Raw genomic sequence first — 14,094 nt, 5'->3', positions numbered from 1 at the left:
GGCATCAGCCTCGGTTCTTCGACTGGCCGACGACGGCTTCGGAGAAGGTCTGCCGGACGGCGATGTCCCGCTCGCCGAAATCCCGGCCGGCGGTCTTGAGTGAGCCGTTCAGCCGCCCGCACTCGTCGCGTACGGCGGTGAGGCGAGTCGTCCAGGTGCCGAGGATCTCGGTCAGGGCCGCGGTGGAGGAGAAACCTCCCGTGGCGCCGGAGACGCCTTCGTTCGCCGTCGCCAGCTCCGTCACGGCAGTGGCGGAGGAGGTACGCAGAGCTCCCGCGATGTTCCCGGCGCTGGTCCAGGGCCCCTGCGAGGCCTGGAGATCGGGGCCGCCACCGCTACCGCCCGAAGACGGGCCGGCGGACGCGAGGGTCATCCGGGGTCCGGATCCGGCCCCGGGCCCCCGCCCGTCCTCGCCGAACACCGCCTGCCATTTCGCGTTGAGTGCCATGTGGTCCAGTCCCCCCGTACCGCCATCGATTCGCGCCTTGGCGAACGTAACAACGGCGCGAGGGCTCACACCTGAGTACGGGTACTCAACTCGCACCAGACGGTTTTGCTGTGAGGCCCTTGCAGCACTCCCCAGCGGGTCGATACGGCGGCCAGCAGGGCGAGGCCGCGCCCGGACTCGTCGGCGTCGGCCGCCCGGCGCAGCACGGGCCACGCGTGCGGATCGGGGTCGGTGAGCTCGACCCGCGTACGGGTTGCCCTTCCGGTGATCCGCAGGGTGACGGGCGTGCCTTCGCCGAGGTGGGTGATCACGTTGGTCAGCAGCTCGCTCACGCAGAGCTGCACCTCGGGACAGGCCGACCCGAGGTGCTCCCGCACGGCGAGCCGAAGCTCCGGCACCGCCTTCGGCACGGCGAGCAGCCCGACGGTGAACGGCCTCACCGGGCGACCCGGAGCGCGGCGGCCAGGCGGGTGGCGGTGTCGACGTTGCAGTTGCCGAGGGCGAGGAGGGGAGGGGTCCGGTACGTGCTCGCGTAAGAGGGGAGATGGAGGTCGAGGGAGGGCAGCGTGATCCCGTGCGCGGCGAGGGCGGCGCGGAGCTGGGTGAGGGCCTCGATGGCCTCGCGGTCGGCGGCGTGGTCGCTCATGGGGGGATTCCGTTCCTGTGCGGACTGACTGTGACGAACCGCTCACAGCCTGGCGCGGCGCGGCGTAGCGTGAGAAGGGTTTCCGGTTGCGCTGGGCAAGTGGCAAATGGCGGTGGTGGGTTGTGCCTCCTCGTAAGGATCCGGACGCGTCGGCGAATGTGCCGTCGTTCTACGGTGCTGAGCTGCGCTACAAGCGGGAGGCTGCCGGGCTCACGCTGGAGCAGCTTGCGGAGGGCAGCTTCCGGGGCGTCCCGTTCCTGAGCCAGATCGAGCGCGGAGAGCGCCGGATGCCGCTGGATCTGGCCCGGCACGTGGACGGGACGCTGGGGACGGACGGCTTTTTCGAGCGGCGCTGTGAAGATGCGCGCAGGGCGAAGCAGTCGGGGCATGCGGAGTACTTCGCGGACGTGGCGGAGATGGAGCCGTACGCCGAGACCATCGAGGAATGGGCGCCGATGCTCGTCCCGGGGCTGTTGCAGACGGCCGCCTACGCGCGGGCCCTCGTCCGGGCCGCGATGCCCCGGGCCTTCGACAGCGAGGTGGAGAAGAAGGTAGACGCACGTATGGCACGGGCCCGGCTGTTCCAGAGGGAACGGCCCCCAGCCCTCTGGGTGATTCTTGACGAGTCGTTGATCCGGCGGCGCGTGGTGGCCGCAGAGCCGATGGCCGAGCTGCTGGAGCACATCGCGAACGTGGTCAGAACCACTCGCTCCATTTTGCAGATCGTTCCGGAAACGGCCGCAGCCCACCCGTTCATGATGGGTATGGCCAAGGTGATGACCTTCGTGGACGCGCCTCCAGTCGTTTACACCGAGAGCCTGCACAGCGGCCAACTCATCGACTATCCGGCCCTCGTGAAGGACTACCGCAGGTCGTACGATCTACTCAGGGCTGCCGCGCTGTCTCCTGAGGCGTCCCTGGCGAGGATCGAAGCAGCTGCAGAGGACTTCCGACATGGCAAGCACCGACATTGACCTGATCTCCGCCCGCTGGCGCAAGAGCAGCTACAGCAACGGCACCGGCGGGGACTGCGTCGAGATCGCCGAGGCGTTCCCCGGCGCCGCCCGCTGGCGTAAGAGCAGCTACAGCAACGGCAGTGGCGGGGAGTGCGTCGAGGTGGCCGACGGCCTCGCCGGGCTGGTCCCCGTGCGGGACTCCAAGGTCGAGGGCGGGCCCGTCCTCGTGGTGTCGGCGGCGGCCTGGGTGCCCTTCGTCGCCGCCGTCAAGGCCGGCTGACCGGAACTCGGCCCCCTGGGCCCCCCGGGCCTCGGTAGGCTGTCGGGCATGTACGGCTACGACCAGAACGTGAGCGCGGGGCAGCAGCAGTACGCCGCGCAGCCGCCGCCGCAGCAGAGCTACGCGCAGCAGCCGCCGCTGTACCCCGAGCCGTCTCCCCCGTCCCTCGCGGACGCGGTACGCGCCTTCACGACCGGGTCGCTGTCCGCCGAGGACTTCCAGCAGATCTTCGCCACATCGAAGGTCTACTGCCCGCGCGGCGAGACCCCGGGCTTCCTGGCGCTGCACAACACGCAGCAGCCGGTGATCCCCATGTTCACCACGCTCAAGGAGCTCCGCCGGTACGCCGGCAAGGAGTCCAAGTACTTCGTGATCACCGGCGCCGAGGTGATCGACCTGCTGCCGACCGGGTACGGCTTCGTCCTCGACATGGAGGGCGACCACCGGATGGTCTTCGACGCGAAGGCCGTCGAGCAGATGGTCGACTTCGCGATGCGCCGCATGTATGGCTAGACGCCATTGCTGCGCAGACGGCTAGACGTCATGGGCGCTGGTGAGCGGCTTCGGGCCCCGGGGGAATTCCCCCGGGGCCCTTTCTGTTCTGTGGGGTGTGGCAAGAAGTTCGAGTTTCAACTAAACTCGACGCAGAAGGAGGCTCCGACCATGCCTGCAGTGACTGTGGAGAACCCGTTGACGCTCCCCCGCGTCGCCGAGCCCGCCCAGGAGACGCCCGCCCGCAAGGTGCTGGCCGTCACGACCGCCCCTGGTGGGTTCGAGGGCGAGGGGTTCCCGGTGCGCCGCGCGTTCGCCGGGATCAACTACCAGCACCTCGACCCGTTCATCATGATGGACCAGATGGGCGAGGTGGAGTACGCGCCGGGCGAGCCCAAGGGCACCCCCTGGCACCCGCACCGCGGCTTCGAGACCGTCACGTACCTGATCGACGGAACCTTCGTCCACCAGGACAGCAACGGCGGCGGCGGAGTCATCAACGGCGGTGACACCCAGTGGATGACCGCCGGCTCCGGCCTCCTGCACATCGAGGCCCCGCCGGAGTCCCTCGTGGTGTCCGGCGGCCTCTTCCACGGCCTCCAGCTGTGGGTGAACCTCCCCGCCTCCGACAAGATGATGCCCCCGCGCTACCAGGACATCGGCGGCGGCCAGGTCCAGCTGCTGTCCACCCCCGACGGCGGCGCCCTGCTCCGCGTGATCGCCGGTGACCTGGACGGCCACGCGGGCCCCGGCATCACCCACACCCCGATCACGATGATCCACGCGACCGTCACCCCGGGCGCGCAGGTCACGCTCCCCTGGCGTGAGGACTTCAACGCCCTCGCGTACGTCATGGCGGGCCGCGGCAGTGTCGGCACCGACCGGCGGCCGGTCCACACCGGTCAGACGGCGGTCTTCGGCGACGGCGGCTCGATCACGGTGCGGGCGGACGAGTCCCAGGACTCCAACACCCCGGACCTGGAGGTCATCCTCCTCGGCGGGCGCCCCATCCGGGAGCCGATGGCGCACTACGGGCCGTTCGTCATGAACAGCCGGCAGGAGCTCCAGCAGGCCTTCGACGACTTCCAGGCGGGCCGGCTGGGGACCATCCCCACCACCGCCCGGGAGCGCACGAAGTCGGCGGAGCAGCACTCCTGACGGCGCAGCACCGTCAGTCGGCGCAGGGCCTGCGCCGACTGCTGCGGGAGGCCGGCCGCGCCGGATACAGCCCGGCCGGGATCCCGGTGACCGGTCCGGTCAACGGCGCCACGGCGACGGTGAGCGGCGACGGCACCGGGGTCCGTCGCGCGGCGCCGGCACCCCGGCCACGCTCCGTCGAGCGCGCCCGCCCGGGCGCCCGCGGCACCGGGGAAGGCGAGGGGCACCCGCCGGGCGAGGCTGAAAACCCCCGTTGCTCCGGCTCCGCGATCTTCTGGATGGTGCGATCAGCTCGCAGTCGGCGCGACCGCCGGCGGAGCGGTTCTCGGGGGGTTCGGAGCGGCTGCGTACGGTCCGCAGCACCCGCCCGTCCCCGTCCGTGATCCGCAGCCGGGCCTCCGCAAGGGTGCCCTCGGCCACCGCGAGATTGACGATGCCGTTGATCTCGTTCCAGTCCACCGGGTGAAACCGCGACCGCACGGCGACCTCCGGCAGCCCGAGGAGCCGGGCGGCCTCGCCGTCGAGGGTGACCGTCCCGGAGGCGTGGTCCCCTCGCCACAGGCCCGTCGCGATGGCGGCCGGGACGTTCTCGGCGCGCCCCCGGTCATCTATACGGGTCATCCCCCTGGCGTGCCTGTTCACGGGGGCTGCCGGGCATGCCAGCGCGGTCCCCGGCCCGGACGGTAACCTTGTGACGGTTGAATCCACCCTGGTATCGCGAAGAACTGGATGACTGATGCATCGGTACAGGTCCCACACCTGCGGCGAGCTCCGCGCCTCTGACGTCAACGCCGACGTCCGGCTGAGCGGCTGGCTGCACAACCGTCGAGACCTGGGCGGCATCCTCTTCATCGATCTGCGCGACCACTACGGCATCACGCAGCTCGTCGCCCGCCCCGGCACCCCGGCCGCCGAGGTCCTGGACAAGCTCTCCAAGGAGACCGTCGTCCGCGTCGACGGCAAGGTCGTCTCCCGCGGCGCCGAGAACATCAACCCCGAGCTGCCCACCGGCGAGATCGAGATCGAGGCTGTTGAGGTCGAGGTGCTCGGCGCGGCCGCCCCGCTGCCCTTCACCATCAACACCGACGACGGTGTGAACGAGGAGCGGCGCCTGGAGTACCGCTTCCTCGACCTGCGCCGCGAGCGCATGCACCGCAACATCATGCTGCGCTCGGCCGTCATCGCGTCGATCCGCTCCAAGATGGTGGCCCTCGGCTTCAACGAGATGGCGACCCCGATCCTCACCGCGACCTCCCCCGAGGGCGCGCGTGACTTCGTCGTCCCGTCCCGCCTGAACCCGGGCAAGTTCTACGCCCTGCCGCAGGCCCCGCAGCAGTTCAAGCAGCTGCTGATGATCTCGGGCTTCGACCGGTACTTCCAGATCGCGCCCTGCTTCCGCGACGAGGACGCCCGCGCCGACCGCTCGCCGGGCGAGTTCTACCAGCTCGACGTCGAGATGTCCTTCGTCGAGCAGGAGGACGTCTTCCAGCCGATCGAGCGCCTGATGACCGAGCTCTTCACCGAGTTCGGCAACGGCCGCGAGGTCACTTCCCCGTTCCCGCGGATCCCGTTCCGCGAGTCGATGCTGAAGTACGGCAACGACAAGCCCGACCTGCGCGCCAAGCTGGAGCTCGTCGACATCACCGACGTCTTCGAGGGCTCGGAGTTCAAGGCGTTCGCCGGCAAGCACGTGCGTGCGCTGGCCGTCCCGGACACCGCCGCGCAGCCGCGCAAGTTCTTCGACGGCCTGGGCGAGTACGCGATCTCGCTGGGCGCCAAGGGCCTGGCGTGGGTCCGCGTGGGCGAGGACGGTTCGCTGACCGGCCCGATCGCCAAGTTCCTCACCGAGGAGAACGTCAAGGTCCTCACCGAGCGTCTGGGCCTGGTCCCCGGCCACGCCGTGTTCTTCGGCGCGGGCGAGTTCGACGAGGTCTCCAAGATCATGGGCCCGGTCCGGGTCGAGGCCGCCAAGCGCGCCGGCCAGTTCGAGGAGAACGTCTTCCGGTTCTGCTGGATCGTCGACTTCCCGATGTACGAGAAGGACGAGGAGACCGGCCGGATCGACTTCTCCCACAACCCCTTCTCCATGCCGCAGGGCGGCATGAAGGACCTCGAGGAGAAGGACCCGCTCGACATCCTGGCCTGGCAGTACGACATCGTCTGCAACGGCATCGAGCTGTCCTCCGGCGCCATCCGCAACCACGAGCCCGAGGTCATGCTGAAGGCCTTCGAGATCGCCGGTTACGAGGCCGAGACCGTCGAGCGCGAGTTCGCCGGCATGCTGCGCGCCTTCCGCCTCGGCGCCCCGCCGCACGGCGGCATCGCCCCGGGCGTGGACCGCATCGTGATGCTGCTCGCCGACGAGCCGAACATCCGCGAGACCATCGCCTTCCCGCTGAACGGCAACGCTCAGGACCTGATGATGGGTGCGCCCACGGTCCTGGAGGAGTCCCGCCTGCGCGAGCTGAACATCGCCCTGCGCAAGCCGGTGGAGACGAAGCCGGCGGGGGCCAAGCCGGTCGCCGAGGCCGTCCACCCGGACGCCGCCCGGTAACCGCGGGCAGGTATGACGAAGGGCCCGGGATCCAGTGGATCCCGGGCCCTTCGTCATACGTACGGTACGGGCGAGGCCGGGGCTCAGAAGCTCTGGAGCAGGCCCTTGAGCAGCGCGGCGGAGGTCAGCTCGGTGGGGGCGGGACCGGCGTGGAAGAAGCCGGCGTTCTCGGCGTCCAGCTTGCGCAGGAAGTCGAAGGCCTTGGCGTCGTGGTCGCCGAAGGCGACGAACTGCCAGTGCACGCCGGGTGCGGAGGAGGCGGCGTCGGCGAGGGCCTGCTTGGCGGGCCGGACGCTGTCGGGGGCCCCGTCGGTCTGGAACACCACGAGGGCGCGGTGGTCGCCGCCGTCCTTCCGGTAGCGCTCGATGACCTGCTCCACCGCGCGGTGGTAGCTGGTCCGGCCCATGTGCCCGAGTTCGGCGTGGCGGGCCTCGACCCAGGCGCCGTCGTGGGCGTCGAGGGTCAGGTCGGCGGTGCCGTCCACGTCCGTGGAGAAGAACACGGTGTGCACGGTCGCCTCGTCGTCGAGGTGGGCGGCGAGAGCCAGGGCGTGGTCCGCGAGGTGCTGGGCGCTGCCGTCCTTGTAGAACGGGCGCATCGACCCGGACCGGTCCAGGACCAGGTACACCTTGGCCCGCGCACCGGTCTTGCCCTTGCCCCGCAGCACCTGCCCGGCGGCCTTGTAGGCCCCGGCCACCTCGGGCGCCCGCCGCTTCACGGCGGCCGGCGCATGAGCGGGCCCCTCACCGACGCCGACCTCGTCCACCGCCAGGGGGCTCTCGCCCTCGGCCGCGACGACGGCCTCATCGACCTCGACCTCGGCCGCGGGCTCCGCCGCAGGGGTTTCGGCCTCGGCCGCGATGACCTCGGCTTCGGGCTGTACCTCGGCCACCGGCTCCGTGACGGCCTCGTCAGCGGGCTCCGCGGTGGAGGCCTCTGCCTCGGCCGCCAGGGGCTCGGCCACGACCTCTTGGGCCGCCTCCGGCGCGGGCGTCTCGGCCTCGGCCGCAACCACCTCGGCCGCCGGCTCGGTGATGACCTCTTCCGGCTCGGCCACGACCTCGGGCTCCACCACGGCCTCGGCTGCGACCTCGGCCACGACCTCGGCCACAACCTCGGCTGCGGGCTCGGCCACGACCTCGGCCACGACCTCGGCTGCGGGCTCGGCCACAACCTCAGCCACGGCCTCGGCCATGACCTCAGCTACGACCTCGGGCTCCACCACGGGCTCGGCCACAACCTCAGCCACGACCTCGGGCTCAACCGCCGGCTCGGCGATCGGCTCCGCCGCAGGGGTTTCGGCCTCGGCCGCGACGGCCTCGGTTTCGGGCTGTACCTCGGCCACCGGCTCGGCGACGGCTTCGTCAACGGGCTCCGCGGTGGGGGCCTCTGCCTCGACCTCGGCCGCAACCACCTCGGCCGCCGGCTCGGTGATGACCTCTTCCGGCTCGGCCTCGGCCACGACCTCGGGCTCCACCACGGGCTCGGCCTCGGCTACAACCTCGGGCTCGGGCTCCACCTCGGGCTCGGCCACGACCTCGGGCTCAACCGTCGGTTCGGCCGCAGCCTCGGCGACGGGCTCAACCGCCGGCTCGGCGGCCGGTTCGGCAGCGGGGGCCGCTGCCGGCCCGCCCTGGGCCGCCGCAGGCATGGGGCGGCGGGCCTCCGGGACCGTCGGGTCCGGGGCCAGGGCGGTGAGAAGGGTCCCCGGTTCACGGTCCCGCGGAGCGGACTGCGGGGGAACCGTCGGATTGTCGAAGGACGCCGCGACCAAGTCGGCCGCCACGTCCAGGGGGGTCCGTTCCGCCTGGCTCGGGACGGCTGCCGAAGTGGCGTCCGTCATCTCCGGAACCGGCTCGGCAGACCGTCCGAACACCTTGCGCAACAAGCTCCGAATACCCATGGGCCAGGCCTTTCGCATGAGTGCGTGCGTCATTTGTCCGTGCTGCGCGGTTGATCCCTGCCCAGAGTGGACACGTAAGGTTATCGGCCGCCTGGCTGGAACTTCGGCAGGGGCGCCCTTCGTGGCGCCCGGCCCGCCCAGCACACACCCCATCTTGCCGAACTCCCGCGCCGACCTGCCCGGTTCACCGGTCGTTCATCGCGCCGCCGCCGCATCGGCGCAACCCGCACCTGCCGTCGCCGCTGGATCCGACCGGCAGGACGTCGGCGCGATGCTGCGCTCCGCCGCCGTCGTCACGGTCGCCACCGCCGCCTGCCCAGGGCGCCGCCTGAAACACCCCCACGCTTATGGGTGTTTCACCGGACATCTCCGTATGTCAGCCGTCCGACGGGAAGCCTGAGCGTGGTCACCGCCCCGCCATCGGGTGCGTTGGCGAAGCTCAGGGCGATCTCCAGTACCGCCGCCTGGCCGGCCGCGATCGTCAGGCCCAGCCCGTGGCCCCGGCCGCGGCCCGGGTCCCCGGTGCGGAACCGCTGCGGGCCCTGCTCGATCAGCTCGGGCGGGTAACCGGGCCCGTGGTCGCGCACGATCACCACCGGGCCCTCGACGGTCACCTCGACCGGCGGTTCCCCGTGCTTGTCGGCGTTGACCAGCAGATTGGCCAGGATCCGGTCCAGCCGCCGCCGGTCGGTGAGCACCACCGTGTCCCGGATCACCCGTACCGAGGCCTCCAGGCGGGTCGCCGCGACGGCCCGCTGCACCGCCCGGCCCAGTTCCACCCGGGCCAGGTCGGCGTGTTCGACGCCGGAGTCCAGCCGGGAGATCTCCAGCAGGTCCTCGGTGAGCAGGTGCAGGGCCTTGAGCCGGTCGTTGATCATTTCCTTGGGGCGGCCCTGCGGCAGCAGGGCGGCCGCGGCGAGCGAGCCGGTGAGCGGGGTGCGCAGCTCGTGCGCGACGTCCGCGGTGAACCGCTTCTCCGCCTCGATCCGCTTCTGGAGGGACCCGGCCATCGAGTCGAGTGCCCGCGCCACGTCCCGTACCTCGTCGTGGTAGCGGGGCGGGCGCCGGCTGCCGTCGTCGTCCCTGCCGTGCGGGCCGTCCTCCTCGGCGGGGAAGCCCACGCGCGCGTCCAGGTCGCCGGCGCTGATCCGGCGGGCCACCGCAGCGGTGGTCGTCAGCCGCCGGCTGATCCGGTGGGCGAGGAACACGCCGGCCAGCGCGACCACACCGGCCGCGATCGCCGAGGAGACGAGGATCGCGGTGTCGATGTCCCGCAGCCGGTGGCGGGTGCTCTCGTACGGGATCCAGACGGCGAGTGCCTTGTCGTCGGCGGGGGCGGCGGCCCACATGACGGGGGTGCCGTCGCGCTCGCCGACCATGCTGCCGGTCAGGCCGCGTGCGACCAGTTTCCGCAGCGGCCCGGGCAGGTCGGGCGGGTCGAGGGAGAGGTTCACGTCGCCGTGGGCGGTGCCGTACTGGTAGTGGCCGAGGGCGTGGTCCAGCTCCCGGTCGACGTCCTTGCGCACCTCCCCGACGATCTGCCGGGCGACCACGTTGTGCACCAGGACGCCGAGCGCCGCCGCGACCGCGCACCACACCGCCGTGATGGTCAGGGCGATCTTCCAGCGCAGACTGCTCATGACCCGCATCGCGGCCCGGCCCCTTCAGCCCCTGCTCGTGGAGCACGGGATGGCGCTGTCCTTCGTCCCGGCGCATTCGTCGAGGGTGAGCTGGGAAAGGTTCATGATCCCGGCCTTCGGGTCCCACGCGTAGTCGGAGACGGAGACCTTCTCCGGGTTCGAGGTCGGCTCGCGGACCGCCAGGTGCTCGGCGGCCACCTCCACGCCCTCCAGCACCCCGCGCCGGGCAAGGATCCGGGCGATCGACCCGTCGTCGCGGACGGTGTAGACGCGCAGCTCGCTGACCCGGCCGTCGATGTCCAGGGCGGTGATCAGCTCGTCCCGGCCGTCGCCCGTCACGTCGTGCAGGACCGCGGGCCGCACCGGGCAGTGCGGACCTCCGTCCACAGCCTGTGTGCACCGTGCGAGCCGCTGCACGGCCCGGGGGTCGACGAGGAGCCCGGTCCCGCGGTCCTGGGCGGTGGCGGAGGTGATGTCGGCCCGTACGACCTCCACCGCGTTCACGCCCCGCATGCCGGCGTTCGCGACCTTGGGCAGCCCCGGGACCACGGCGGCTTTGCCGGCCTGCTGTCCCGGGCCGGGCGGGTCCGGGTGGATGTTCTCCCACAGGGTCTGCGGGGCGTGCGCCGTGCCCAGGTCGCCGTCGTTGCGCGGCCCCTCCACATCGGCGCACCCGGCCGCCGCCGCGAGGACGGCGGCGAGGACTGGGACCGCTGCGCGGCCGCGCGGGGAGAGGGGCCTCATGCACCGATGCTCTCCCGCCCCGGCCGCTCGGGCCCGGTCCCGGGGCCATTAGGGCGACGGGCGCCGCGGGTCCCTGAGGGGCGGTCGCCCGTCAGTGGTCCGCGGAGGCGATCGCGCGGGCCGCCGCGACCTCCTGGCGTACCGGGGCCAGGACGGAGGTCTCGTCCCCGGGCCGCGGGGCGGCGGGCCGCAGCTGGGCCGGGGTCCGGGCGCTGCGCACGCCCTCGGCGAGGGCGCGCAGGTCGGTGATGACGGTCGTCACCTCCTCGGCGCGCGGGGCTTCGGCGCCGTGGTTGACCCGGACCCGGGCGGCGGTGGTCGCGTCCACGATCCGCTCGACGGCGACGACCAGCGGCCACCACGCGGCGGCCCGCGCCCCCGTCGGCGGAGGCTCGGTCAGCGCCCGCTGGAACTCGCTCCGTACGCCCGACAGGTCCCGGTAGATGCGCCGCCGGGCCTGCAGCCGGGCGGTCCGGGCGGCCTGTCGCCCGGCCTCCGTGTCCGGATGGCCCCCGAACGCCCGCTCCATGTACCGGGCCGCATCGTCCACGGTGTCGGCGAGCCGGTCGCCGATCCGGGTGCGCCAGCTCTCGGGCCACAGCAGATAGCCGAAGACCAGCGTGATGGCGCAGCCGATCAGGCTGTCCAGCAGCCGGGGCCGGATCAGGTCGAAGCCCTGGTGGTTGAGGAGGTCGGAGAGCAGCAGGATCACCGGGGTGATCGCGGCGGTCTGGAAGGCGTATCCCTTGGCGGAGAACGCCGGGATCAGCGCGGCGAGTACCACCATCACCGGCACGTCCCACCAGCCGCGCGGCACCTCGGAGAGCACGGCGGCGGCGACGACCAGCCCGGCCGCCGTGCCCAGGGCGCGCAGCAGGGCCCGGGAGAACACCGAGCCGAAGTCGGGCTTGAGGACGAAGGTGACGGTCAGCGCGACCCAGTAGGACCGCTCGACCGGCACCAGGGAGACCAGTGACTGGGCGAGCCCGATGCACAGGGCGAGGCGCAGCCCGTACCGCCAGGAGGCCCCGGACAGCATCATGTCGCGCACGGCCCGCCGGGCCCGGACCGTCAGCGCGGCGGGGCGGCCGAGCCGGTCGCCGATGTGGTGCAGGTCCGGGTCGGGCTGCTGCACGATGGCCGCGGCATGCCGCAGGGCCGCGTCGAGGGCCCGTTCGGCGGGGGTGTGCGGTGCGGGCAGCTCCGGTACGGGCGTTTTGGTGCGGCCTTGTTCCACGGCCTGTGCCAGTTCCCGTACGGCCGCCGGGATCTCGGGCGGCAGCGGTCTGCCGCGCAGGTGCATGGCGGGCGCGGCCTCGACCAGCGGGATCACCACGTTCAGCTGGGCCAGCATCCGTACGAGCGAGGGATTGCGGCCGTGCACCCGGGCACGGCGGCCCAGTACCAGGTCGTAGGCCTGGTTCAGGGCTTGGGTGACCTGTCGGCGGCGCTCGTCGTAGTCCGGTCCGCCCGCGGCTTCCAGGGCGTCTGCGAGGGCCCGGTAGGTGGCCGCCACGGCGACGCGCTCGGGCTGGCGCCCGCGCAGCGGCCAGGCCAGCAGGGTCAGCAGGAGGACGAACAGCCCGCCCGCGCTGAGCAGCAGCGGGGCCGTCCACCAGGGCCGGGGGAGCGGCAGGCCGGCGCCGACCACGGCGTTGAGGAGGAGCAGCAGTCCGGACACGGAGGCGACCGTGCCGATCGAGGAGATCATCCCGGAGACGAGGGCGATCAGGGTGAGGGCGCCGACGGCGAGCCAGCCGTGGCCGAAGACCAGGGTGCCCAGGGTGACTCCGACCGCGCCGAAGAGCTGCGGCACGGCGATGTTCAGGATCCGCATCCGGTAGGCGTCGGCGGTGTCGCCGATGACCCCGGACAGGGCGCCCATCGAGGCGAGGGCCCCGTACTCGGGCTCGTTCAGGGCGAAGCCGACGGCGAGCGGGGTGGCCATCGCGACGCCCGCGCGCGCGGCGGCGGCCCAGGGGATCGGGGCGCTGCTCGGCCGCAGCCCTTCGAGCAGCCAGGCAGGCGGAGCCAGCGGACGGTGCCGGGGTCGCCCGGACGGTATCTGTTCGGTGCGTTCGGTGCTCATTCAGCTTCCGTGCGGCCGCTCGGGAATCGGTTCTTCTGCGCTGTTCCGTGGTCTTGCGTTCTTCTTGAGTTCTTCTGGGCCGTTCTGCGCGTGTTGGTACCTTCCGAGCTTATGGGGTGCGGCGCAGTCGGCCCGCCAGCCAGGCGGCGAATGCGGCGGCGAGCCCGATCGCCAGAATCACCCAGGCGGTGCTGCGCAGGAACGCGGTGAGCGCGTCGTACACCGCCGCGGCGGCCGTCCGGTCGATGTCGGCCGGCAGATCGTCCAGGGTGAGCCGGCGGCAGACGGCCACCGCGATCCACAGCAGTACGGCGCCGACGGCGACCCCCAGACCGGTGGCGATCACGGCACGGCGCCGGTGGACGGCGACGCCGATCGCCGCCGTGGCCAGCACCACGGTCAGCACGGGAAGCCAGATGCCGGCGATCTGCAGCATGCGGAAGCCCTTCCGGAGCGCGCCGAGGTTGTCGTACTCCATGACCCTCACCGATACGTGGGTCACCGGGATGCGGTCGGCGAACGGCACCCCGTCCGCTACGAGTTCCCCTTTGACCTGCTCGATGACGGGCGCGAGGTCGATGGTGACGGCATTGCCGTCGCCGGTGGTGAGCGCCTGGAGGAATGCGGCGTGCGCGGCGCGGTTGGCCGCGTCCCAGGCGGTGCGGTAGGCCGGGGTGCCGGCGAAGGAGCGCAGGGCCTCGCCGAGCAGGGCGTCGACCCCGCCCTGGAAGGGGCCGGCGTCGATCTGCCCGGAGAGGGCGCGGCCTGCCTGGGTGACGACGACGCCCTGGACGGCCGCGTTGCCGGCCAGCGGGGACATGGCGGCGGTGTACCGGTCGGCGTTGCCCAGCTCGCGGTCGGCCCAGTACGCGACGGCGCTCGCGGGCACGAGGACGGTCACGAGTACGACGAGTACCGCCGAGAGGAAGGTGCGCACGTCACCAGGGAAAGCCGGGACGGTGCGGGGCGCGAGCCGTGCTGCTGCGGGCGGGTGGCGGGCGCCCGGGTGAGGGGGCCGTGGTGCGCCGTGGCGCGTGGCGCCCTTGTGCCGGCCGGTACGGCTCCGAGGAGAGTGGCCACGTCGTCTGGAGCCGGAGATCCTGCTCAAGCGCCGCTGATCCGCTGATCCACTGATCCACTTGCCGGTCGGGGGCGGCGGGTGTGCCCTGGATGGTGGGAGAGA

The 14,094-nt window shown here is 72.2% G+C and carries 13 protein-coding genes and 1 pseudogene; 5 read left to right on the top strand and 9 right to left on the bottom strand.

Translation table 11 applies throughout. The annotated features are described in order from the left end of the window. Positions 1-4: 4 nt before the first annotated feature. The 3 genes from AB0I68_RS06130 to AB0I68_RS06120 form a co-directional block, all read right to left on the bottom strand. Positions 5-448 (bottom strand): hypothetical protein, encoded by a 444-nt coding sequence (locus AB0I68_RS06130; RefSeq protein WP_363175988.1) that lies wholly within the window; start codon positions 446-448, stop codon positions 5-7. Positions 449-513: 65 nt separating this feature from the next. Further along, the gene (locus AB0I68_RS06125; protein ID WP_363175987.1) at positions 514-888 is read right to left on the bottom strand and encodes an ATP-binding protein; all 375 of its coding nucleotides are present in this window, start codon (positions 886-888) and stop codon (positions 514-516) included. Next, complete coding sequence (locus AB0I68_RS06120) at positions 885-1,094, bottom strand: hypothetical protein (protein ID WP_363175986.1); 210 nt, start codon at positions 1,092-1,094, stop codon at positions 885-887. The genes AB0I68_RS06125 and AB0I68_RS06120 overlap by 4 nt, the downstream gene beginning before the upstream one ends. Positions 1,095-1,216: 122 nt before the next feature. Between AB0I68_RS06120 and AB0I68_RS06115 the strand changes: the two genes are divergently transcribed. The 4 genes from AB0I68_RS06115 to AB0I68_RS06100 all read left to right on the top strand — a co-directional run bounded on the left by AB0I68_RS06115 (position 1,217) and on the right by AB0I68_RS06100 (position 3,980). Then, a complete protein-coding gene (locus AB0I68_RS06115) occupies positions 1,217-2,068 on the top strand; it encodes a helix-turn-helix transcriptional regulator (protein WP_363175985.1) in 852 nt (283 codons plus the stop codon). Beyond that, positions 2,049-2,330 carry a DUF397 domain-containing protein gene (locus AB0I68_RS06110; protein WP_363175984.1) on the top strand — a complete coding sequence of 94 codons (282 nt, stop codon included), beginning with the start codon at positions 2,049-2,051 and terminating at the stop codon, positions 2,328-2,330. Before AB0I68_RS06115 ends, AB0I68_RS06110 begins: the two co-directional genes overlap by 20 nt. Positions 2,331-2,378: 48 nt before the next feature. Next, the gene (locus AB0I68_RS06105) at positions 2,379-2,843 is read left to right on the top strand and encodes an SseB family protein (protein ID WP_363175983.1); all 465 of its coding nucleotides are present in this window, start codon (positions 2,379-2,381) and stop codon (positions 2,841-2,843) included. A gap of 150 nt (positions 2,844-2,993) precedes the next feature. Beyond that, entirely contained in the window at positions 2,994-3,980 is a 987-nt protein-coding gene (locus AB0I68_RS06100) for a pirin family protein (RefSeq protein ID WP_363175982.1), read from the top strand. Positions 3,981-4,236: 256 nt separating this feature from the next. Here the strand turns inward: AB0I68_RS06100 and AB0I68_RS06095 are convergent. Next, positions 4,237-4,601: pseudogene (locus AB0I68_RS06095) on the bottom strand (phosphatase); the annotation flags it as partial. A gap of 115 nt (positions 4,602-4,716) precedes the next feature. On the opposite strand from AB0I68_RS06095, the gene aspS reads away from it, so the two are divergent. Then, positions 4,717-6,534: an aspartate--tRNA ligase gene (gene aspS / locus AB0I68_RS06090; protein ID WP_363175981.1), complete on the top strand. Its 1,818-nt coding sequence runs from the start codon at positions 4,717-4,719 to the stop codon at positions 6,532-6,534. An 83-nt stretch (positions 6,535-6,617) separates the two neighbouring features. On the opposite strand, the gene AB0I68_RS06085 is transcribed toward aspS, so the two are convergent. The 5 genes from AB0I68_RS06085 to AB0I68_RS06065 form a co-directional block, all read right to left on the bottom strand. After that, a complete protein-coding gene (locus AB0I68_RS06085) occupies positions 6,618-8,378 on the bottom strand; it encodes a VWA domain-containing protein (RefSeq protein ID WP_363175980.1) in 1,761 nt (586 codons plus the stop codon). A gap of 416 nt (positions 8,379-8,794) precedes the next feature. Then, a complete protein-coding gene (locus AB0I68_RS06080; RefSeq protein WP_363175979.1) occupies positions 8,795-10,087 on the bottom strand; it encodes a HAMP domain-containing sensor histidine kinase in 1,293 nt (430 codons plus the stop codon). A 15-nt stretch (positions 10,088-10,102) separates the two neighbouring features. After that, entirely contained in the window at positions 10,103-10,822 is a 720-nt protein-coding gene (locus AB0I68_RS06075) for a hypothetical protein (RefSeq protein ID WP_363175978.1), read from the bottom strand. A 91-nt stretch (positions 10,823-10,913) separates the two neighbouring features. Beyond that, a complete protein-coding gene (locus AB0I68_RS06070) occupies positions 10,914-12,911 on the bottom strand; it encodes an FUSC family protein (RefSeq protein ID WP_363175977.1) in 1,998 nt (665 codons plus the stop codon). A gap of 109 nt (positions 12,912-13,020) precedes the next feature. Continuing rightward, positions 13,021-13,848, bottom strand: a complete 828-nt coding sequence (locus AB0I68_RS06065) for a hypothetical protein (RefSeq protein ID WP_363175976.1) — start codon at positions 13,846-13,848, stop codon at positions 13,021-13,023. Positions 13,849-14,094 lie beyond the last annotated feature (246 nt).

The organism is Streptomyces sp. NPDC050448, assembly GCF_040655295.1.
GTDB lineage: Bacteria > Actinomycetota > Actinomycetes > Streptomycetales > Streptomycetaceae > Streptomyces.
Note: the sequence above shows the minus strand (reverse complement) of the source record. Positions and strands in the feature narration are given on the sequence as shown.

Coding starts and splice junctions, on each gene's coding strand:
- AB0I68_RS06120 (WP_363175986.1), bottom strand. CDS start 1,094: ATGAGCGACCACGCCGCCGACCGCGAGGCCATCGAGGCCCTCACCCAG.
- AB0I68_RS06130 (WP_363175988.1), bottom strand. CDS start 448: ATGGCACTCAACGCGAAATGGCAGGCGGTGTTCGGCGAGGACGGGCGG.
- AB0I68_RS06100 (WP_363175982.1), top strand. CDS start 2,994: ATGCCTGCAGTGACTGTGGAGAACCCGTTGACGCTCCCCCGCGTCGCC.
- AB0I68_RS06085 (WP_363175980.1), bottom strand. CDS start 8,378: ATGACGGACGCCACTTCGGCAGCCGTCCCGAGCCAGGCGGAACGGACC.
- aspS (WP_363175981.1), top strand. CDS start 4,717: ATGCATCGGTACAGGTCCCACACCTGCGGCGAGCTCCGCGCCTCTGAC.
- AB0I68_RS06075 (WP_363175978.1), bottom strand. CDS start 10,822: ATGAGGCCCCTCTCCCCGCGCGGCCGCGCAGCGGTCCCAGTCCTCGCC.
- AB0I68_RS06080 (WP_363175979.1), bottom strand. CDS start 10,087: ATGCGGGTCATGAGCAGTCTGCGCTGGAAGATCGCCCTGACCATCACG.
- AB0I68_RS06110 (WP_363175984.1), top strand. CDS start 2,049: ATGGCAAGCACCGACATTGACCTGATCTCCGCCCGCTGGCGCAAGAGC.
- AB0I68_RS06105 (WP_363175983.1), top strand. CDS start 2,379: ATGTACGGCTACGACCAGAACGTGAGCGCGGGGCAGCAGCAGTACGCC.
- AB0I68_RS06070 (WP_363175977.1), bottom strand. CDS start 12,911: ATGAGCACCGAACGCACCGAACAGATACCGTCCGGGCGACCCCGGCAC.